Genomic DNA, 21,559 nt, shown 5'->3' on the forward strand with positions numbered 1-21,559 from the left:
ACATACGGCTTCACATTCAGATACAGGTATGTATTAGAATGCAGTTCATCATCTGAAGCAACAGTCTATTGCACGCTCTGTTTCAAACGTGCCTTCGTTGACCAGCCGTCTGGCTTGTTCTGTTCGTTCGCTGTCTTCTGATTGGGGTAATTGTGAATCGTCCCAGTGGTCGCGCATCACATTCGATGCGCAAGCGCAGTCATCCGCGTCGCCGTTTGTCTCTCTTGTCCCCTTTGTCCACACCGCGCCGCGCGGCATCCGCGCTCGCACTCGCCGGCCTTCTGCTGCTCGGCGCCTGCGGCCAGAAGCAGGCGGCCGCGCCCGCACCGCGTCCCGTAGTCGCGCTCGCGGTTCATGCCGATGGCAGTTCGCTGTCAGCCTCGTTGCCCGGCGAAGTACAGGCTCGTTACTCGACGCCGCTGTCGTTCCGGATTGCCGGCAAGATCATCGAGCGGCATGTGCGTCTTGGCGATACCGTGAAGGTCGGCGAAGTTGTGGCCCGGCTCGACCCGGCCGACGCGCAAAAGAGCGAAGCCAGCGCGCAGGCGCAACTCGATGCGGCACAACACAGCCTCGTCTACGCGAAGCAGCAACTGGACCGCGACCAGGCGCAGGCGCGCGAGAACCTGATCTCGGCGGCGCAACTGGAGCAGACCACCAACGCGTATGCCTCGGCGTTGTCCCAACGCGACCAGGCGGCGCAGCAAACGGCGCTGCAGAAGAACCAGTTGCAATACACCGACCTGCTCGCCGATCACGCCGGCGTCATTACCGCCGAACAGGCGCAGACCGGACAGAATGTGTCGGCCGGACAAGCCGTCTACAACCTCGCGTGGAGCGGCGATATCGACGTGGTCGTCGATGTGCCGGAAAGCACGCTCGCGGCGCTCGCGGTTGGCCAGACCGCCAAGGTCACCATGTCCGCACTGCCGGGGCGCAGCTTCAGCGCCCGCGTGCGCGAGCTATCGCCTGCCGCCGATCCGCAAAGCCGCACGTATCGTGCGAATCTCACGCTGCTCGATCCCGGCCCGGATGTGCGACTTGGTATGACCGCCGACGTCGCACTCACTTCGGGCAATACCGCGACCCAGCCCGCAACTTCGTTCATACTGCCCGCCACTGCGCTGTTCCACGACGGCACGGCGCCTGCCGTGTGGGTCGTGCATGAAGGCACCAACGTGCTGGAACTGCGCCGCGTGCAGGTAACGCGCTATGACGAGCGCACCGTCGCCATTTCCGGCGGCCTGAAAGACGGCGAACGTGTCGTGCTGCAAGGTGTCCACACGGTCACAGCTGGCGAGACGGTTCATCCGATCGCCCCGCTGCATCCCGAGGACTTCGCTTCATGAGTACTCCACATGAACATGAAGAGGGACGCTTCAACCTGTCCGCGTGGGCGCTGCGTCATCAGGCGCTCGTCGTATTCCTGATCGCGCTCGCGACCGCTTTCGGGATCCTCGCCTATACGAAGCTCGCGCAATCGGAAGACCCGCCGTTCACGTTCCGCGTGATGGTGATCCAGACCTTCTGGCCGGGCGCAACCGCGCGCCAGGTGCAGGAGGAGGTTACCGACCGCATCGGCCGCAAGCTGCAGGACACGCCGTATATCGACTTCGTGCGCAGCTATTCGCGCCCTGGCGAATCGCTGATGTTCTTCTCAATGAAGGACTCGGCGCCTGTCAAGGATGTGCCGGAAACGTGGTACCAGGTGCGCAAGAAAGTCGGTGACATCGCCGCCACGCTGCCGCAAGGCATTCAAGGGCCGTTTTTTAACGACGAATTCGGCGACGTCTACACCAACATCTACACGCTCGAAGGCGACGGTTTCTCCGCTGCACAACTGCACGACTATGCGGACGAATTGCGCACGGTGCTGCTACGCGTGCCGGGCGTCGCCAAGGTCGATTATTTTGGCGATCCTAACCAGCACGTCTACATCGAGATCGCCAACACGCAGTTGACGCGTCTGAACGTGTCGCCCCAGCAGATCGCGCAGGCCATCAACTCGCAGAACAGCGTCTCGCCGGCCGGCACGCTGACCACGCTGGATGATCGCGTCTTCGTGCGCCCCACCGGCCAGTTCAAGGACGTCAACGCCCTCGCCGATACGCTGATCCGCATCAACAACCGCTCGTTCCGCCTCGGCGACATCGCGACGATCAAACGCGGCTACGACGATCCCGTATCCACGCAGATGCGGTACGGCGGCAAGGCCGTGCTCGGCATCGGCGTGACGATGCAACCGGGCGGCGACGTCATCCAGCTCGGCAAGGCGCTCGACAAACAGTCCGCTACCCTGCGCTCCTATCTGCCGGCCGGGCTCAAGCTCGTCGAAGTGTCGAGCATGCCGAATGCGGTGGCGAAATCGGTGGACGACTTTCTGGAGGCGGTTGCCGAGGCGATTGCGATCGTGCTGGTGGTGAGTCTCGTCTCGCTGGGCGTGCGCACCGGCATGGTAGTTGTGATCTCGATTCCGATCGTGCTCGCGGTCACGGCGCTGTGCATGTATCTGTTCGATATCGGCTTGCACAAGGTCTCGCTCGGCACGCTTGTGCTGGCGCTCGGCTTGCTGGTCGACGACGCGATCATCTCCGTGGAGATGATGTCGGTGAAGCTCGAACAGGGCTGGAGCCGCGCCCGTTCCGCTGCGTTTGCTTATACCAGTACTGCGTTTCCGATGCTGACCGGCACACTCGTCACCGTGTCCGGCTTCCTGCCGATCGCGCTGGCCAAATCGAGCACCGGCGAATACACGCGGTCGATCTTCGAAGTGTCGGCGATTGCCTTGATCGCGTCGTGGCTCGCCGCCGTGGTGCTGATCCCCATGCTCGGCTATCACATGCTGCCGGAGCGCAAACGTCAGGCACACGAAGCGCACGACTACGAACACGACATCTACGACACCCGCTTCTACAAGCGCCTGCGCGGCTGGATTGGCTGGTGCATCGAGCGGCGCTTCGTCGTGCTGACGATCACTGTTGCGCTGTTCGTGGTCTCGCTGTTTGGTTTTACGCTCGTCCCGCAACAGTTCTTCCCGAGTTCGGATCGCCCCGAGTTGCTGGTCGACGTCCGCCTGCCTGAAGGCGCTTCCTTCGAGGCCACCCTGCGCCAGGCACAGCGGCTCGAGAAAGCGATCGAGGGCCGTCCGGAGATCGATCATTCGGTGGACTTCGTCGGCAGCGGTGCGCCGCGTTTCTATCTGCCGCTCGATCAGCAATTGCAGCAGCCAAATTTCGCACAGTTCGTAATCACCGCGAAGTCGGTCAAGGACCGTGAGAAACTCGCGCAATGGCTGGAGCCGGAGTTGCGCAACCAGTTCCCGGCTATCCGTACGCGCCTGTCGCGCCTCGAAAACGGGCCGCCGGTCGGCTATCCGGTGCAGTTTCGCGTGAGCGGCGACGACATCGCCACGGTGCGCTCGATCGCCGAACGCGTCGCCACGACGATGCGCGACGACCATCGCACGACCAACGTCCAGTTCGACTGGGACGAGCCGGCCGAGCGCTCGGTGCGCTTCGAGATCGACCAGAAGAAGGCGCGTGAGTTGGGCGTCACTTCGGACGACGTGTCGAGCTTCCTCGCCATGACGCTGTCCGGCTATACGGTCACGCAGTACCGTGAACGCGACAAGCTGATCAGCGTCGATCTGCGTGCGCCGAAGACGGAGCGCGTGGATCCGGCGCAGCTCGTCACGCTGGCGATGCCCACGCCCAATGGTCCGGTGCCGCTCGGTACGCTCGGTCATATGCGCTACGACCTCGAGTACGGCGTGATCTGGGAACGCGACCGCCAGCCGACCATCACGGTGCAATCGGACGTCATCGGCAACGCGCAAGGCATCGACGTGACCAATAGTGTCGACAAGGCGCTGAGCCAGATCCGCTCGACGCTGCCGGTCGGCTACCGTATCGAACTGGGCGGCTCGGTGGAGGAAAGCGAGAAAGGCCAGACCTCGATCAACGCGCAAATGCCGATCATGATCATCGCCGTGCTGACGCTGCTGATGATCCAGCTGCAAAGTTTCGCTCGCGTGCTGATGGTGGTGCTGACCGCCCCGCTCGGCCTGATCGGCGTGGTCGCCACCTTGTTGCTGTTCGGTCAGCCGTTCGGCTTCGTGGCGATGCTCGGGGTGATCGCGATGTTCGGCATCATCATGCGCAACTCGGTGATTCTGGTCGATCAGATCGAGCAGGACATCGCCGCAGGTCACAAACGCTTCGATGCGATCGTCGGTGCAACCGTGCGGCGTTTCCGGCCCATTACGCTGACTGCGGCAGCAGCCGTGCTGGCGCTGATTCCGTTGCTGAGTTCGAACTTCTTCGGACCGATGGCCACCGCGCTGATGGGCGGCATCACGAGCGCCACCGTGCTGACGCTGTTCCATCTGCCCGCGCTCTACGCAACCTCGTTCAGAGTGCGCGGCGATGAACGCGAGCCGCCGGCCGCCTCGACGCAAGCGTCGCATTCGGGAAATTGACCATGACTCATTCTGTCCTCAAACGTGTCAGGCAGGCCCGCACGCTGGCGGTAGGCGGTAGCGCGCTCGCGCTCGCGGCCTGCTCGTTCGGCCCGAACGGCAACCCGCCGGCGGTGCCGCAGCCAGCCCACTACGGGGCCGAGCCGCAGCTCACCGAAACGGTGCCCGCTCAGGGCATCACCCAGCAGTTTGTAGTGGGTGCCAAGCCGGTGCCGACGTGGTGGCGTCTGTATCAATCGGACGACCTGAACGCGCTGGTCGACGAGGGTCTGCGCAACAGCCCCACCCTCGCCGCCACCGACAAGAGCCTGACCGCCGCGCGCGAGCAGTTGCGTGCGCAGGTCGGCAGTTCGATGCTGCCCACCGTCGATGCCGTAGCCCAGCCGGCCCGGCAGCGCGCGCTCGGGATTCCGGAAATCGGGCCGAACACGTTCCTGTACAACACGTTCGTCGGCGAGTTGCAGGCGCACTACACGATCGACCTGTTTGGCGCTTCGCGGCTCGCCAACGCCGCGCTCGCTTCACGGGTGAACGTGCAGGTTTTTCAACTGGAATCGGCGCGGCGCGCGCTGGCGGCCAACATCGTGACGGCAGCCATCACCTCGGCCGCACTGCATGCGCAGATCGACACGACCCAGCGGCTCATTACGCTCGCGAATGACGACGCCCGCGACACAGCACGACGCTATGCGCTCGGCGCGGTATCGCATGCAGATATGCTCAATGCGCAACAGAGCGCGGCATCGTTGGCAGCCAGTTTGCCGGAGCTGCAGCAACAGTGGGTGAGCACGCGGCATGCGCTGGCAGTGCTGATCGGACGCACGCCCGACGCCGCGCCGCCGGATCTCGATCTGGTGCAGTTGCATGTGCCTGAGCAGGTGCCGGTGGTCGTGCCGTCCGAGCTATTGCGCGCACGCCCGGACATCCAGGCCGCCGATGCTGCGGTCAAGGCAGCCGCAGCGGATGTGGGAGTGGCTACCGCACAGATGTATCCGAGCCTGTCGCTCACAGCCTCGATGGGACAAGGCGGCTTTAGCTGGCCGCTGGCGCTTTCCGGCGCGGGCGCTATCTGGGCCGTAGCCGGTTCGCTCTCGCAGCCGATCTTCCACGGTGGCGCACTGTTCGCGCAACGCCGCGCGGCAATGGCGACTTACGACGCAGCCACGGAACAGTACAAGCAGACGGTGCTGACAGCGTTCCAGAACGTCGCCGATACGCTGGCTGCGCTTGAGCATGACGCGCAGGCACTCGACGCCTCAAACGTGGCAGCACGGGCGGCGCAGGGCATTTCGGATGAGACCGCGGCACGTTACCGTCTGGGCGCCGTGCCGGTGTCGGCTGCACGCTCGAGCGAGCAGCAGTTTCGCAACGCGCGGCTCGATGAGATCCGCTATACCGGTGCGCGATTGACCGATACCGCGGCGCTGTTTCAGGCAATGGGGACGCCGCCAGTAGATGAGGCGGGCGCGGTGGGGTCTACGGCAACAACGGGGGCGTCTGGCACGACTGGAGGAACCACAGGCGCTGCTGCGGCTCCGGCAGCGCCAATGCACTCGCCAGTCTCTGGCTCGCAGCCGTCTACCGGCCCCGTGCCAGGCTAAGCGTCAATACACCGCCGGCTCTCCCACGGGCCGGTGCTTGAAACGCTTGTGTACCCAGTAATATTGGGCCGGAATCCGCCGCACCTGGGTTTCGAGGAACTCGGTGATACGACGTGCATCGACGGTCGCATCGGCTGACGGAAAATCGCTTAGTTCTTCGAAGATTGTCAGCTTGTAGCCACGGTAGTCCGGCAATACCTCGGTGACGAACGGCACGACCCGCGCATTGCCCGCCTTGGCGAGGCGCGACACCGACGTCAACGTACACGCCGGCACCCCGAAGAACGGCACGAACACCGAGTCGCGCAGGCCGAAATCCATGTCGGCTGCCAGCATCACCGGCTTGCCTTCGCGCAGCACGCGCAGCGCGCGGCGCACGCTATCGCTGCGCGGAATCATCTCGGTGCCGAAACGGCCGCGCTGGCGCTTGGCCATCGCATCGAACAGCACGTTCGACATCGGCGTGTACAGCGAAGCAACCGGATGACGTGTCGAGTACATCATGCAGCCGGCCTCGATCCCCACGAAGTGAAAACCGAGGAAAATCGTCGGCCGCGAGTGCGCTTCCGCCAGGTCGATCGCGCTTTCCACTTCGACCAGCCGTGAAATCGCCGCCGCGTTGCCGAACCACTGCGGCCCCCGCTCGACGTAACTGCGAATCACATGGCAAAAGTGCGCGCGAGCAAGGCGCTCACGCTCCTCGTCGCTCATGTCCGGAAAACAGAGTTTCAGATTGGTATGCACGACGCGGCGGCGCGTGCTCGGAATGCGATAGAGCAGCGCGCCAAGTCCGTTGCCCACGCGGGCAACCACGCCATATGGCAGGAGTGCGAACACGCGCAGCAGTCCTGTCATCAGAAAGATGAGTATTCGGCTTTTCACGAGAGGGATCCCGGTTGAGAGCGGTGAAGCAAACACTTCGTCCTGGCACGCCTGAGCGGAGGGGGCGAAGTGGCATGCGCGCGCGTCAAAACCGGGTACCGCGCTGCGCTTTGGTAAAAAAACGGGAGATCACGCGTTTCCGCGAGTCGAGAGTTTACAAATTGGGTACGCGAATACTAAACCGGATTTGACCGGACCAGGGCATCGCACGGTAGAAATTACATTACGACGTATTAGCGCGGCCCGGTGGGGGAAGATGAAGGGGAAATTGGCGCGTGCGTGAGACTCGCGAATCCGGGCGGCTCGCGCCCGGATTCGCCCGCCCCATCAGGGCTTGTTCGATTCGAACAGGTTCATGATCTGCTGCTTTTCGCTCGACGACACATCCGGCGGCGTCATCCCCGCCGGACCGACGCCCCCGACGGCGTCGCTTGCGCCGGCCAGCGGATTGGCCGAGTCGAGGCCGATGCTGGCGACAAAACCGTTGCCCGGCGTCATGTCCGTATAGAACAGTTCGCCGTCGACGCTGGTGACGGTGTCGGGCATGGCCGGCTCGGCCTGCGGCACACCGCGCAGCGCGTGCCCCATGTAGTCGACCCAGATCGGCAACGCGAGTTGCGCGCCGAATTCGCGGCTGCCGAGGCTCTTCGGCTGGTCGTAGCCCATCCAGGCCACCGCAACGAGCGATTGCTGGTAACCGGCGAACCAGCCGTCCTTGGCGTCGTTCGTCGTACCGGTCTTGCCCTGCAGGTCCGAACGCTTCAGCACGTTGGTGCCCGCGCCGGTACCGGCGGTCGCCACCGAGTGCAGCAGACTGTTCATGATGTACGCGTTGCGCGGGTCGATCGTGCGCGGTGCGTCGCGGCCCGCCGTGAGCGGCTGTGCCTTGGAAATCGTTACGCCACGCGGGTCCGTCACCTCGTTGATCAGATACGGATTGATCCGGTAGCCACCGTTCGCGAACACCGAATACGCACCGGCCGATTGCAGCGGCGTGACGAGGCCCGCACCGAGCGCCATCGGCAGATACGGCGGCGTCTTGTCGGCATCGAAGCCGAAACGCTGTGTCACGAAATCCTGCGCGTACTTCGTGCCGATGAACGAGAGGATGCGGATCGACACCAGGTTCTTCGATTTCTCCAGCGCGATGCGCATCGGCATCGGACCGTCCGGCTGGTCGTCGTCCTTCGGCTCCCACGGATCGCCGCCCGGGCTGCTAGGCGGGAAATAGAGCGGCGCGTCGTTGATGATCGTCGCCGGTCCGAGGCCCTTGTCGAGCGAGGCCGAATAGATAAACGGCTTGAAGCTCGAGCCCGGCTGGCGCCATGCCTGGGTGATGTGATTGAACTTGTTCTTGTTGAAATCGAAGCCGCCGATCAGCGCGCGAATCGCCCCGTCCTGCGGCGTGAGCGACACCAGCGCGCCCTCCACCTGCGGCAATTGCGTGATCTGCCAGTTGCCCTTATCGTCCGCCACGACACGGATGATCGAGCCCGGCTTGATGCGTTGCGCCGCTGTGGCGCGCGGGCCCAACGCGGCGGCCACGAACTTCAGGCCGTCGCCGTTGATGGTCGCCTCGGTGCCGTCGAGGAACTGCGCCTGCACTTCCTTCGGATTCGCTGCCGTCACCACGGCCGCGACGATCTCGCCGTTATCCGGGTGATCGGTCAGCGCGTCGTCGATGGCCTGATCACGGTCGTCGCCCGGCGGCGGCAGGTCGACATTACCTTCCGGACCGCGATAGCCGTGACGGCGCTCATAGTCCATTACGCCCTTACGCACTGCGTGGTAAGCGGCGTCCTGATCCGCAGAATCGATCGTGGTAATCACGTTCAGACCGCGCGTATACGTTTCGTCCCTGTACTGCGCGTACATCATCTGGCGGACCATTTCCGCGACATACTCGGCATGCACGCTGTACTCATTGCCGGGATTCTTGGTGCGAATCTCTTCCTTCACGGCCGCGTCGTACTGTTCCTGCGTGATGTACTTCAGATCCAGCATCCGCTTGAGAATGTATTCCTGACGGATCTTCGCGCGTTTCGGATTGACCACCGGGTTATACGCCGACGGCGCCTTCGGCAAGCCAGCCAGCATTGCGCACTCCGCGAGCGACAGGTCCTTCAGATCCTTGCCGAAATACACCCGCGCCGCCGCAGAGAAACCGTACGCGCGCTCGCCCAGATAAATCTGGTTCATGTACAGCTCGAGAATCTGATCCTTCGTCAGCGCACGCTCGATCTTGTATGCGAGCAGCATTTCATACACTTTACGGGTGTAAGTCTTCTCGCTCGACAGGAAGAAGTTGCGTGCCACCTGCATCGTGATCGTACTTGCGCCCTGCGACGCGCCGCCGTGCAGCAGATCGGCGGAGCCGGCCCGCAGAATGCCGACGAAGTCGACGCCGCCGTGCTCGTAGAAGCGATAGTCTTCGATCGCGAGCACCGCTTTTTTCATCTGATCCGGAATATCCTGGAAGCGCACGAGGTTGCGCCGCTCTTCGCCGAATTCGCCGATCAGCACGTGGTCTGCGGTGTAGACGCGCAGGGGCACCTTCGGACGGTAGTCGGTGAGTGCCTCCAGGGACGGCAACTGCGGCCCCATGACGACAAGCGCGTAGCCGATGATCAACGCACCGACGACCAGCAGGGTCGCAACGAGGCCCACGAACGTCAGCAGGATGCGCCCGACGAGCGAACGGCGCCGCGGCTCGTCGCGCGAAGCGTCATTGCGTCCTGGGTTGCGGTGGTAGGGATCCCGGTCGTCACCACCCGGAGAATTTGAGGATTGCGGTCGTTTGATGATTGGCATGACTCGAATAGATGGCGCTTGACTGCACGCCTTTATGCGGGCGGCAATTGCCGCCGCACGGCCTTACGCCCCCGGCTGGCCGCACGGCGCGCCCGGATAGGACCGACCCTAAGGGGCCCCGCGCAACGTAACAGCGCATTTTAAAGAAATCAAGCGCGGTCCAAGGTGATTTTTTTGTAAGAATTCCCTTCGGGATTCTTCTCCGAAGCGCGCTGGCGTATGGCTGCGCGGGGAAGCGCGGTTATCAACAGAAATTGTTCATAGCCCTGTGGACAAGGCCACTTGAAACGTTTCAACCCTTTGATGTCACGGGATTTTCATGCGGCGCACGTTACGCATCGGGGCAACTCGCCTTATGATGGACTCGTCGCGCGGGGAAAGCGCGGCCGCGCGCCAAATCAGGCGTTCCACGCCACAACAAGTACGCGAGCAGACTATGAACAAGCCCAGCGAACGCATCGTCGTATTCGTCACACCGGCCCAGAAACGCGCCATTGCCGCCAGCGCAGAAAAACTCGGCATCAGCGTTAGCGAACTGATGCGGCGTGCCGTGCTGAGCTTCGGCGCCACCAGCGAACAGGTCAAGGCCGCAAGCATCGTCGACAGACTGCGTGCGCCGCGCGAACCGGACGCCCTGAATGCCGCGCTGGAACGGGTCGCGCGCGGCACCCGCAACGCTCGCGCTGCCCTGCCCGCCGTGCTGAAGAAAGACGAAAAAGACGCTGCTGTGCCTGCCGGCGCGGAACCAGAAGCCGCAAGCGAGCCCCTGCTGCCGGCGGACGTACTCGCGGCGCTGGTGCGCACGCCGGAAGAAGAACAGGCGTTGGCCGACGCCCAGGCGGTGGCGCGCGTCACCGCGGCAGAAGCCGCTGCAATTGCACACCCTGCCGACCCCGGCGGGCAGAGCGGGCAGACAGACCTGCCGCCTGTCGCTACGCCCCGCGCGCCGCGCACGCGCGTGCGCGTTCGGATCGACACCGCGCCCGACGACGACGATCCGCGCAACGACCCCACTCCGGAAGACGGCCGCTTCGCGTGAACGGCACGGCGCCACGCCGTTGGACGCATTTCGCTTCGTCTTCACACAACGTTGAAATATTCCGCGGGCCTTTGCGCGGAATCGACGTCTGAAACTGTGTGGAACCGACTTTTTAAGGCGGTTTTAAGACATCCTATGGTGTAATCTTTGCCAGCTGCTGAGGCTGCATGGCTTGCACGAGGCCCTTTGCCCCACTGGCGCAACACAGCGGTTGAACAATTTGCGGGGCGGCTATTGCATTTCGCACGCGTGCCCCGACTTCCGCAGCGGTTGCCCGCGCAATACCGCGACGGGCAGCGTAAACTAGTGGTCACAAGTGGTCGAACGCGCCAGCTACTCAGCGCCGATTTCATTTTACGGAGGTATACATGTCGCTATTTGACAGCATCTCGCGCACGCTCAAAGGTCTCCTGAACGACGCTGCCGATTCCGTGCAGGATCCGTCGCGCGACTCGCGCCAGATCGTGCGTGAGCTCGACGAGAGCATCGCCAAGGCTGAGAACTCGCTGATCGAGATTCAGGCCCAGGTGGCCACCCAGCAAAGCAAGCGCGACGTTGCCGCCGACAAGGCGAAGAAGTACGAAGACGGCGCCAAGCGCGCGCTGCAATCGGGTGACGAAGCACTCGCCCGCGAAGCGCTCGGCGCACAGGCGACCGCCGAAACGGAACGCGATGCGCTGGCGCGAGAACTCTCGACGCTCGAGCCGTCGGTCGATCAGTTGAAGAGCCAGATCGAAGATATGCGTGGCCGGCGCAACGACCTCGCTTCACGCTCGAGCATTCTGCAGGCCAAGCAGGAAATCGCTCAGGCCAAAGATGTCGCTGCAACCGCGCTGGGCGGCATCGGCGGACGCAACCTGTCAGAAGACTTCCAGAAGCTCGAAGACAAGGTCGCGCTGTCGAATGCACGTTCCGACGCTCGCCTGAATTCCGCTGACGTGAAGAGCGGCAAGGCGCTCGACGACAAGCTCGCCGAACTCAATCGCGGGCCGTCGGTCGAAGACCGCCTCGAAGCGCTGAAGAAGCAGTTGAACACGCCGGCCCAGTAACACGTCGTCAAGCAGTACACCGGATGTGACGCAGCGCCGGCAATCGTGCGGCGCTGCGTGTCACACCGGAGAATCGATCGACATGGAGACGGGTGTAAAGCCATCCGGTCCGACACATGAAAAAATTTCTCGCAGCCGCATTCGCGTCGCTGTTGCTGATCTCCACGGCGGCCTTCGCCGTGCCGACAGCGCAGCAGATCGAATCCGCGATGTCACAGGGCAACTGGCAACAGGCCGATGCAGGGCTGACCGAAGTGCTGCAGGCTCATCCGGACAACGCACGCGCGCACTATCTGTACGCCCAGGTACTCGATCGCGAAGGCCGCACGGGCGATGCCCTCGCGCAGATCCAGCAGGCCAAGACGCTCGATCCGCAAATCCGCTTCACTGACCCTACGCGCTTCGCGCAGACCGAAGCGCGCATCCGCCGCGACGCGGAACGTACCGGTGCTGCAACGGGCCACACCACCAATCCGTTTGCACAACAGAACACGGCGGTACAGCAGTCGGCCATGGCGCCGCAAGTACCTGAACGGCATGGTCCAGGCATGGGCCTATGGATCGGCATCATTGTCCTGATCGGTGCGATTGCGCTGGTGTTGCGCTGGACATTGCGCCGCGCCCGCACGCAGGACGATTCGCGCGCCGACGACGATCGCCGCGTCCAGCTCAAGCGCGCTACCGAGCTGCTTAACGCAGTGCGCTCGCTGAAGCTCGATGTGAAGCTCTCTACGTTGCCGGGACATGAAGCGCTCGCGCGCGAAGTGGAAGGCACGGAAGACCAGTTGCGCGGTGTTGTCGAAGGACTCTCCAACGGCAAGAATCCGTTGCCGCCGTATCAGCTCGACGAACTGGAACAGCGCGTTGCCAGCCTGAAGGCGCGTGCAGAAGGCCGCCCCGATCCATACGCGGCTGCGCCTGCAGGTTCGGGCGAGTCCGCGTATGCGCGTGAAGCCGATCGTTTCGGTAATCCGCCGCAAGCGCCCTATCCTTATCCGCAGCAGCAACCGCCTCAGGTTATCGTGCAGCAAGGTGGCGGCTTTGGTGGCGGCATGGGCGGTCTGCTGACCGGCGTGCTGCTCGGCGAGGCGCTCAACTCGGGTCGTGAGCGCGAAGTGATCGTCGAGGACGACGAAAGCCGGCGCCGCCGCGACGACGGCAATAACGGCAACAACGACGGCGGTCTCGATTTCGGCCAGGGGTCGAACAACTGGGACGACGGCAGCGGCGGTGGCGGCGTGGATATGGGCAACGACGACTCCGGCGGCTGGAACGACACCTGATACCTGATCCAGACACGCGCGCAAGCGCAGTGCAGGTTCCCGGTTCGCTGCTGCGATTACGCGCAACATCCACGAAAGACAGGCTCCATGGAGCCTGTCTTTTTATGCGCCGCCTGGGTGTGATGCGCGCGACGATGCAATCACATGCGCAGAACGCGGCTTGTGACGTTCACGCGCCAGTGGACAGCGGTTGCTGATGTTGCTCGAGCACGGTCGCACCGGCGAACAACCGGACAATGAAGCGTTCCGAGTAATCGATCAGCGCCTCGCGATGAGCCGCTGTTGCAATGTACTCATGCGACAGATGGAACAGTTGCAGCACGATCTGCGTGCAGATTTCGTCGATCGTGGTCCGCGAGAGGGCTGGCATCAGCTTGAGTTGCACGACATCGTCGGCCATTTCAGCCGACACCTCGTGCAGGTTCGCGCGCACCGCATCGCGTAACGCCGGCGAGGTGCCGTGATACTCCGCCAGCGCGCTCAAAAACGCTTCGCGGTTATCGAGTGCGAACGCAAAAAACGCCGCGCAGGCTCGACGCGGCACGCTATGCGGCTCGTCGTGCGCAGCAAGCCAGCGCTCGCGTCGCAGCATCGGCCGCAGACGCCGGCTCACCCACTCCACCGCTTCACGCGCCAGATCGTCGAGCGTATCGAAATGCCGGTAGAACGTGTTCGGATTCAAACCGGCCTCGCGCGCCACTTCACGCAAACCGAGCGACGCAAAGCTGCGGCCGCCGGCCGTCAGGCGCAGGGCCGCTTCAATTAGCCGGCGCTTGCCGGGGGCGAGATCGAGATCGGGATTGGGGGTGGGTTCCATGGACGACTGAAGGAAAACTCGCTTAACTCGCCAAACGCTCAAGACACGCGGGGAGCGTGCCAAAGCGCCGGTATGGAGGTCTATGTCCGCACTGTAAACGATCTTGACGTGAAGTGCACAGTTGTCTACTCTGCGGCTTGAGATGATGTAGACAAGTGTAGACAGGCACTTCTATTTTCACCTCCCGTCGGTATCAAACGAAGAATCAGACAAAGAGCTGCATCGGCGCTTTCGAACTCAAATAATCAGGGAGATACGCATGGCGAGCCTCGACACCGCTTCTCACACCCAGAGCACGCCATTGGCACCCCGCTCGCTTGCCGCACGCCTCGGCATCAGCAGCGTGCCGCGCGACCAACTGCGGCAGCGCTACACTCAGCGCGGCTCGAAGTTCGTCAGGATCATGGGCGCCGACGTTCATTATGTCGACGAAGGCAGCGGCGAATTGCTGGTGATGATTCACGGCTTCGCCTCTTCGCTGCACACCTGGGATGGCGTCGCGGACGAATTGTCGCGTAGCTATCGGGTGATCCGTCTCGACCTGCCGCCATTTGGCGTGACAGGACCGCTGCGCTCCCCGTCCGGCGAGATCGAGACGATGAACCTGCCGACTTACCGGCGCTTCATCGATACGTTCATGCAGGCGCTCGGTCTCGATACCCGCCGCGTGACGCTGATCGGCAACTCGCTCGGCGGTCTGATCTCGTGGGATTACGCGGTGCGGCATCGCGATGCGGTCGAGCGGCTCGTGCTGATCGATGCAGCAGGCTTTCCGATGAAGCTGCCGATCTACATTGGCCTCTTCAACAGCGCACTGGTCCGCATGAGCGCCCCGTGGTGGCTGCCCGAGCAGATTATCAAAAGCGCGGTGCGCAATGTCTACGGCGATCCGCGCAAGCTGGCGGCGCCCGTGCTGCGACGCTATATCGAGTTCTTTCACGGAGAAGACACACGCGCGGCGATCGGCAAGATGGTGCCGACGCTCGATTTCGCCGACCTCGACACCAGCGTGCTGACAACGCTCGACGTCCCGTCGCTAGTCTTGTGGGGTGCGAAAGACCGCTGGATCCCGCCCGCTCATGCTGCCGAATTTGCGCAGCGCATTCCCGGCGCACAGGCGGTGATGTACGCGGGACTCGGCCATATCCCAATGGAAGAAGACCCGGCGCGCGTGCTGGACGATTTGCGAGCGTTCCTCGCAAAGCAAGCCGTGCGTACCAGGCCGGTCACGGCGTGACCGAGGTTCGCTTGAAATGGTCCATGCGCGCCGCCTGCCGGCAGGTAAAGGCGTGCGTGTGGAAACACGGCGCACGCTTCACCGCCACGCGCCTGGACACAGGCCGTCACGCATTCGCCGCGGCATATCCCGCATAAACACGCGTCGTATAGCCGAACTCGACCATGCCGTTGTGCGCAGTGCGATCGAACAGATCGCGCAATGCGACCAGTAGCGGCTCGTGATTCGGATGGCCCGCTTTGGGCGCATAGGACGACGACATCAGGCGGCCCTTGAGCCCGTCAAAATCGAGCCGCTGCAGGTTCGGGAAGCTCTCCTTGTGCGAAAACGCATCGCCAAACCACGCGGCCATTGCCGCGTCGTCGGGGTAACGCTCGGCGACTTCCGTGTAATCGACGCCGTACGCCCTGAGCAGCGCCTCATAGCCCGCGAGGAACGGCGACCCATCGAGCAGCCGGCTGTTCCAGAACAGCGCCACGTGGCCCTGCGGCCTGAGAATGCGTGCGAACTCGCGCCGAGTCGCGACGGGATCGAACCAGTGGAAGGCCTGCGCGGCGATCACCAGATCGACACTGGCGTCCTCCAGCGTGGTCGCCTCCGCGGTGCCGGCGACGCTGCGAAAGTTCTCGTAAGGTGCGAGCCACGCGTTCGCGGCCTCGCGCATGGCCAGATTCGGTTCGACCGCAATCACCGGATGACCGGCGTCGAGAAAGAGCCGCGCCGAGATTCCCGTGCCCGCGCCGATATCGGCAACCTGCGCGTCCGGCGCGACACCGCAGGTCTCATGCAGGAAGCTCACCACGTCCCGCGGATAACTGGGCCGGTACTTGACGTAGTCAGCGACACGATCGGTAAAGCGCTGCGTGGAATCGGTCATGGGAGAAAACCTGTGCCGGTGGGAAAGGAGTTCTAAATTACCTCAGTTCGCGCTCGCGCGGCGGGCAAGAGCGCTCAGCCTCCGCCGCCGAGGAAGCGAAGCACATCCCAGAGAAACTTGCAGGCCAGCACGATCAGCTCCCACAACTGATAGAGCTGCTGCCAGCCGGCAAAACACGCGAAGGCATCAGGCATATTGGATCAGGCAATCGATTGGTGGCAAGGTTCAAGGCACAGTCAGCGGAGCCGCCCAGTCTGCGACGAGACCCACATCATAGCGACCCCGGGATACCCCGTATCAAGTTGCGGACCACCGGGCCGTCATTATCGGGAGAAGACGCGGCATCCGTGCTGGATGGCCACACCGACCCGCGCCATCAAGGAGACACTCATGACGCGCTTTAGTTTTCGCCGGTCGAGCCGGGTGCCGTCGATTGTGGGCGACATTGCCGCACAGGCGGGCAAACTCGGCATTGAGATCTGCGACGTCTCGGGCCACGTCGAAGAAGTCGCGGCGCGGGTGCAGCATCAGGCGCAGGTGTGCCAGTCGCTGCGAGACGCTGCGGCGCAGACGATGGCGGGCAACCGCCGGATCGCAACGGCCGCGCGCGAGATGCGTGACGTCACGACCGAGGTCGCAAGCGGTGTGCAGGAATCGCAGCAGACGTTGGAGGCATCCCTGGCGGACATCCACGGTCTCGTCGAAGGCGTGACGGTGATCGAGAGCCACATTGGCTCGCTGCGGGCTGCGATTGCGCATGTGAGCAAGGTCTCCGAGGAAATTTCGCTGATCGCGCGACAGACGCATCTGCTGGCGCTCAATGCCGCAATCGAAGCAGCACGAGCCGGCGAGTCGGGCAAGAGTTTCGCGGTGGTCGCCGCGGAGGTGAAAAACCTGTCGGCCAAGACGGCCTCGGCGACGGGACAGATTGAAAGCACGCTCGCGCAACTGACCCAACAGACCGAGCAGTTGACGACGGAGGGGTCGGTGAACACAGCGCGCGCACATCGGGTGCGGGAGGGCACACGCAAGATTGGCGAGGTGGTGCATTCGACGGGCGAGGCGATTACGCAGCTCAACGCGGAGGCCACGCAGATTGCGACGTTGACGGGAGAAATCGAGAGCCGGTGCACGGGACTGGAGGCACAGGTCGTGGAGATGGCAAGCGGCGTGGAGGACTCGAGCGAAAACTTCGTGCAGGCGAAGAACCGGCTGGGCAACTTGCTAGGAGTTTCGGAGACGCTAATCGAATTGACGGCGGCCACGGGGGTCGAGACAACGGATACGCGGTTTATCGAAGCGGTGCAGCAGACCGCGACGAAGATCGGAAAGATGTTCGAGCGCGCGGTGGCGAGTGGGGAGCTAAAGCTCGATGACCTGTTTGACCGTACGTATGTGCCGATTCCGGGGACGAATCCACCGCAGTTCACGACACGGTTTACTGCGTTCACTGATCGCGTGTTACCTGGTGTGCAGGAGCCTTTGCTCGGGTTGGATCCACGGGTGGCGTTTTGTGCGGCAGTGGATGTGCGTGGTTATCTCCCGACGCATAACCAGAAGTTTTCTCAGCCGCAGCGCGATGATCCGGTCTGGAATGCGGCGAATTGCCGGAATCGCAGGGTGTTCGATGATCGGACAGGGCTTGCGGCTGCGACTCATACCAAGGCGTTTTTGTTGCAGACTTACCGGCGCGACATGGGGGGTGGGGAGTTTGTGCTGATGAAGGATGCATCGGCGCCCATCTACGTTAATGGGCGGCATTGGGGTGGGGTTCGGATGGGGTACAGGGTTTGATGGTTTTTGCGGATCGCACCCTCCGGTGCAGAAAAGGTGCAATCCCGGATAACGTTTCTAGCCCTGCTTATGGGCGCCAGATTGCGGCTCCGATGCTGCGGCTGAGGCCGGACTTGCCGGCGCGGCCTGTTGGGGAGTTTTATGTTTGACGGGTTGGGAATCCGCACCGTCCAGCACCAGCTCGTTGCCGCGCACCTCGATCTTCACCGGATCGGTTTTCTTCCACTGCTTCTTCGGAATCGCAAGCTTCCACACCGCATCCTGCCCCGGCTCGCGGAAGAACGCTACCACCCCCACGAATTGCGCCGCCTCGTTCATCGGTTCGACAATACTGGCGCTCGCGTCCGGACGTAACACGACGTCCTTCGTCGCGAGCAGATCCGCCTTGAGCAGGTTCAGATCGTCAGACTGAAGTTGCACATAATTCAGCTCTCCGAAGGTCTTCGAATCCTTAAGCTGGTAGAACCTCACCACCGTCGAGAGCGACTGCCCACGGACGTCGGCATTGAGCGAGGTATGGCCTTTGAGGTCCACGTTCATCGTCTTGACCTGGGTCGTGAAGGCCCATTTTGCGGCGTCGACGGTTCCGTCGCCGACTGCCTGTGCCACACCGCACCCAGCCGTCGCCAAAGCCGACAATAACGCGATTGCCAGACTTGCGCGATGTGCCGCGCGTTTCATGTTTGCGTCCATTAAGAAGATGCCCCTGTTCCTGTTGTCGTCCTTCATGCGGTTCTCTCCCCGGCGCCGTTCCAGCGGCCGAGCTGTACACGCGTAATACGCGCCGGACCGCCTGCCGATGACCAGGCCGGCGCTTCCAGTTGCGCCGTAAAACCCAGGTTCGCTTGACGCGGCTCGAGCATGGGTTTCGGCATGAGGTCGGCCCGCACATGCATCTGCAGATCCGCTTCGCTTTCGTAGCCCAGATAGAACCGCAGCAGTGCCATGACCTCACGATGGGCGGGCTGCCCCGGCACGAGCGCCAGCACTGCCTCACGCGACGCCGGCGTGATGACGACCCGCACCGTATTCGCCCGGTCATAGAAGCCGCGGCCGAGCAGACATTGCTCACCAAGCGCGGCGGGCTCGACGTCGTCGATTTGCCGCCACACCGGGTGAAACTCCTCAACCGCAATCGAGGCGTCTGGCACGGCATGGCTCAGCACGCCTGCCAGCCCTTCTGCAGTGCGCGTTTTCTGCATGGCAAGCCCTAGCATCGATAGCAGCCGGCGTTTGTCGGCCACCTCCGGAAGCTGCGGACTCGCGGTGGAGGACGCCGGCGGTTCCCCGGCCGCAGGGAGGCGCAGAACCAAGGTGGCAATGCGCGCGGATGTACTGAATCCAAAGCCAGCGAAACTGAGCAGATAGCGCGACACCGGGTCCGTACCGTCGCGCCTGAAGCCGACGGGATACCGGTATTTGCGCGCGACGCGGTAGTACTGCGTGATGACGCGGTGATGGAACAGGTCGAGAAATGCCGACAACCGCTCTGCCCCATCACGGTTCTGCGCCACCTCATCGACGAAATACGCGGGCATGCGCGCATCGACGCCATAGAGTCCGAGAAACGTCGTCACGACCGAGGGTGGCGCGGCCGGATCGTCGGTGTCGTACCGGACCGCATCGATTTCACGCCCGGGAAAGCCCAGTTGCGCGCGCGAACGGAACCGGATGGGATCGGCGGCCGGCGAGTCCGTTGTCCCGAGCGGAGGCGCATCGGGCGCGGCCAGCTCGAGCAGCTCGCAGAAACGGATGAAGTTCATCCGCGGCGCGTCGTCGAGAATCGCCGGCAGCATCGGCCGTGCTGCGGCCGCAGGCGTCGTGCGTGCGTTCAAAATGGTGCCCCTTCGCCCTTCGTTTCAGGCCATTCGATGCGCTGCCCGGTAGGCTGGGTCACTATCACGAGCCTGGTGTAAAGGTTCAGTGTTGCGTACAGCCCGAGGAACCGGTTGAGCATGCTACCGAAGAGTTCGAGATCCCCGTTGCCTGCAAAGCGACCTGCATCGAGCGTCACCGTGATTTCCACCCCGCGCATCAGGCCACCCTTGACGAGTTTGCTGAGCGGCCGGTGCCGCACATCGGTAATGGCGTTGATGCGTCGGCGGTTGAGTTCGCCATCGGTCCAGTCGTAGAGCGCAAGCGAGCCGCGCAGGATCTCCGCGTCGAGCAGCGACAGATAATTCGGGGCGAGGTGGGACAGCACGCGCCACTGGAACCGGTCGCCGGTGGGCGGATAGACCGGCAGGGTCGGTGCCGTGAGGTTGCGCACCGCGCCGATGCTGGTAAAGCCGCCGCGCATGCGCGTGATGCCCGCTTCGCGCAGGGCCCTGCGCGGCAGCATGCCGTTGGTCCCGGTCACCGAAAGGGACAGCGTCTCGGTGGGCAACGCGGCGGGTGTCTTCGCCTGATCCCACGCGTGGCCGCCGAGCACGATCCAGGTGTCGAACCGGCCGGACGGCCCGCGCCGCATGCGGGTGTGGTAGTACCGTTCCGGCATGTCGTGACGCAGCATGCCGCCGCGATGGCGAAACGCCGCGAAAGGCACATATTCGTAGCGCCGGCCGCGCTCGAAATACTGCACGGCGTCGACCGAATAGATATCGACGAGTGAGCCATGTTCGGCGCGCGCACGTACCCGGTACTCGGTTTCGTGCTGCGTGACCGTGACCGGATCGGCGCTCACCGGGAACAGATTGATGACAGGCGTGCAGTACAGGCGCACGTTGTCCGCATTGAAGCGCATGTCATCCGGATACGGGCGATCGAGGACGATCTCGACATCGAGTGACGTCGCCGACGCGGGAATCGCCTGGATGTCGAGCCCAAGCAGATCGACAAACATGAACTTCTCGGGGAAAGTAAAATATTCGAGTAGCAGCTGGTAGCCACCGAACGAGTTTTCGGCCTTTGGCCAGAGCCGTTCGTCGGCCGCGAAGCCTGCGGGTGCGACGCGTAGTCCCGCCATCTGCATCGGCGCACCGGGCCGGTCCTCGGGCCAGCCCGGCACACGGACCTGCATCGCCACCGGTTTTGCCGTGAGCGCAGCGTAAAGGGCAAGCGCCACCGGCCGGTCCGCATTCAGATACAGGCGCAGGCGCGGCACCCGCAGCCGCTCGCGCTCGGCCTGGGTCTGGATGGCGAAACGCAAGCGGATGACGGAGCGTCCATCCTCACGTGCATAAACGCCGGCTTCGCTGAGGGCGAGCGGATACAGGTCGACCGCCTGCGTGGTGCGGTACACGCACTCGATGGCGGCATCACTCGTATTGGACTCCGTATCGACCGGATCGGACGTGGCTTCCAGTCCCGCTTCGAGCGTTTCGTGTTTCTGCAGCGCGCCGACCTCCGGGATGAGTTCGAGAATGGCGAGCGAAGGAATCATGCGCAGGTAGTGCGGCCACAGCATGCTGACAAGGCCCTCGGTCAGCTCGGGCAGCTCGTCGTCGAGCTTGTGGCGCAGGCGCCCCATCAGGAAAGCAAAGCCTTCGAGGAGTCGCTCGACGTGCGGGTCGCGCACGCCGACGCGCTCAAGGCCCAGCTCCCGCGCGCGATCGGGGAATGCTTGCGCGAGTTCCTTGCCGGCTTCGCGCAGATAGCGCATTTCCGCCTCGTAGTAGCGCAGGATCTCGTTATCTCGGGTTGGTTCAGTCATGTCCGGCTTATCTGTTCAGGTTGCTGTACGGGCCAATGTG

The 21,559-nt window shown here is 63.3% G+C and carries 15 protein-coding genes; 8 read left to right on the top strand and 7 right to left on the bottom strand.

Translation table 11 applies throughout. From position 1 onward, the window contains the following. Window positions 1-185 precede the first annotated feature (185 nt). The 3 genes from P3T20_RS13250 to P3T20_RS13260 are packed head-to-tail and all read left to right on the top strand — an operon-like array spanning window position 186 to window position 6,078. Window positions 186-1,349: an efflux RND transporter periplasmic adaptor subunit gene (locus P3T20_RS13250; RefSeq protein WP_074264392.1), complete on the top strand. Its 1,164-nt coding sequence runs from the start codon at window positions 186-188 to the stop codon at window positions 1,347-1,349. After that, on the top strand, window positions 1,346-4,477 hold the full coding sequence (locus tag P3T20_RS13255) for an efflux RND transporter permease subunit (RefSeq protein WP_429287064.1): 3,132 nt from the start codon (window positions 1,346-1,348) through the stop codon (window positions 4,475-4,477). Before P3T20_RS13250 ends, P3T20_RS13255 begins: the two co-directional genes overlap by 4 nt. Window positions 4,478-4,479: 2 nt before the next feature. Beyond that, window positions 4,480-6,078, top strand: coding sequence for an efflux transporter outer membrane subunit (locus P3T20_RS13260; RefSeq protein WP_074264390.1), 1,599 nt, complete (start codon window positions 4,480-4,482; stop codon window positions 6,076-6,078). 3 nt (window positions 6,079-6,081) lie between these two features. On the opposite strand, the gene P3T20_RS13265 is transcribed toward P3T20_RS13260, so the two are convergent. Both P3T20_RS13265 and P3T20_RS13270 read right to left on the bottom strand, forming a co-directional pair. Beyond that, complete coding sequence (locus tag P3T20_RS13265; protein WP_074264389.1) at window positions 6,082-6,960, bottom strand: lipid A biosynthesis lauroyl acyltransferase; 879 nt, start codon at window positions 6,958-6,960, stop codon at window positions 6,082-6,084. Window positions 6,961-7,287: 327 nt separating this feature from the next. Continuing rightward, window positions 7,288-9,771, bottom strand: coding sequence for a penicillin-binding protein 1A (locus P3T20_RS13270; RefSeq protein WP_074264388.1), 2,484 nt, complete (start codon window positions 9,769-9,771; stop codon window positions 7,288-7,290). A gap of 436 nt (window positions 9,772-10,207) precedes the next feature. Between P3T20_RS13270 and P3T20_RS13275 the strand changes: the two genes are divergently transcribed. From P3T20_RS13275 to P3T20_RS13285, 3 genes are all read left to right on the top strand, one after another. Beyond that, window positions 10,208-10,810 (top strand): plasmid mobilization protein, encoded by a 603-nt coding sequence (locus P3T20_RS13275; RefSeq protein ID WP_074264387.1) that lies wholly within the window; start codon window positions 10,208-10,210, stop codon window positions 10,808-10,810. 368 nt (window positions 10,811-11,178) lie between these two features. Continuing rightward, window positions 11,179-11,859: a PspA/IM30 family protein gene (locus P3T20_RS13280; protein WP_074264386.1), complete on the top strand. Its 681-nt coding sequence runs from the start codon at window positions 11,179-11,181 to the stop codon at window positions 11,857-11,859. Window positions 11,860-11,975: 116 nt separating this feature from the next. Continuing rightward, complete coding sequence (locus tag P3T20_RS13285; RefSeq protein WP_074264385.1) at window positions 11,976-13,142, top strand: tetratricopeptide repeat protein; 1,167 nt, start codon at window positions 11,976-11,978, stop codon at window positions 13,140-13,142. A 169-nt stretch (window positions 13,143-13,311) separates the two neighbouring features. Here the strand turns inward: P3T20_RS13285 and P3T20_RS13290 are convergent, their stop codons facing one another. Beyond that, on the bottom strand, window positions 13,312-13,959 hold the full coding sequence (locus P3T20_RS13290; protein ID WP_074264384.1) for a TetR family transcriptional regulator: 648 nt from the start codon (window positions 13,957-13,959) through the stop codon (window positions 13,312-13,314). Between the two features lie 259 nt (window positions 13,960-14,218). Here P3T20_RS13290 and P3T20_RS13295 point away from each other — a divergent pair, with 259 nt between their 5' ends. Next, window positions 14,219-15,196: an alpha/beta fold hydrolase gene (locus P3T20_RS13295; protein WP_074264383.1), complete on the top strand. Its 978-nt coding sequence runs from the start codon at window positions 14,219-14,221 to the stop codon at window positions 15,194-15,196. Between the two features lie 106 nt (window positions 15,197-15,302). Here the strand turns inward: P3T20_RS13295 and P3T20_RS13300 are convergent, their stop codons facing one another. Next, a complete protein-coding gene (locus P3T20_RS13300) occupies window positions 15,303-16,073 on the bottom strand; it encodes a class I SAM-dependent methyltransferase (RefSeq protein WP_074264382.1) in 771 nt (256 codons plus the stop codon). A gap of 390 nt (window positions 16,074-16,463) precedes the next feature. Here P3T20_RS13300 and P3T20_RS13305 point away from each other — a divergent pair, with 390 nt between their 5' ends. Beyond that, complete coding sequence (locus P3T20_RS13305) at window positions 16,464-17,867, top strand: methyl-accepting chemotaxis protein (RefSeq protein WP_429287065.1); 1,404 nt, start codon at window positions 16,464-16,466, stop codon at window positions 17,865-17,867. Between the two features lie 57 nt (window positions 17,868-17,924). Here the strand turns inward: P3T20_RS13305 and tssJ are convergent, their stop codons facing one another. Genes tssJ through tssF form a run of 3 tightly spaced genes read right to left on the bottom strand, consistent with a single transcriptional unit; the run spans window position 17,925 to window position 21,519 of the window. Further along, a complete protein-coding gene (gene tssJ / locus P3T20_RS13310) occupies window positions 17,925-18,560 on the bottom strand; it encodes a type VI secretion system lipoprotein TssJ (protein WP_429287165.1) in 636 nt (211 codons plus the stop codon). A gap of 32 nt (window positions 18,561-18,592) precedes the next feature. After that, window positions 18,593-19,663, bottom strand: coding sequence for a type VI secretion system baseplate subunit TssG (tssG, locus tag P3T20_RS13315; RefSeq protein ID WP_429287166.1), 1,071 nt, complete (start codon window positions 19,661-19,663; stop codon window positions 18,593-18,595). Window positions 19,664-19,698: 35 nt separating this feature from the next. Continuing rightward, entirely contained in the window at window positions 19,699-21,519 is a 1,821-nt protein-coding gene (gene tssF, locus P3T20_RS13320) for a type VI secretion system baseplate subunit TssF (RefSeq protein WP_429287066.1), read from the bottom strand. Between the last annotated feature and the right edge of the window lie 40 nt (window positions 21,520-21,559).

The organism is Paraburkholderia sp. GAS206C, assembly GCF_050435645.1.
GTDB lineage: Bacteria > Pseudomonadota > Gammaproteobacteria > Burkholderiales > Burkholderiaceae > Paraburkholderia > Paraburkholderia phenazinium_B.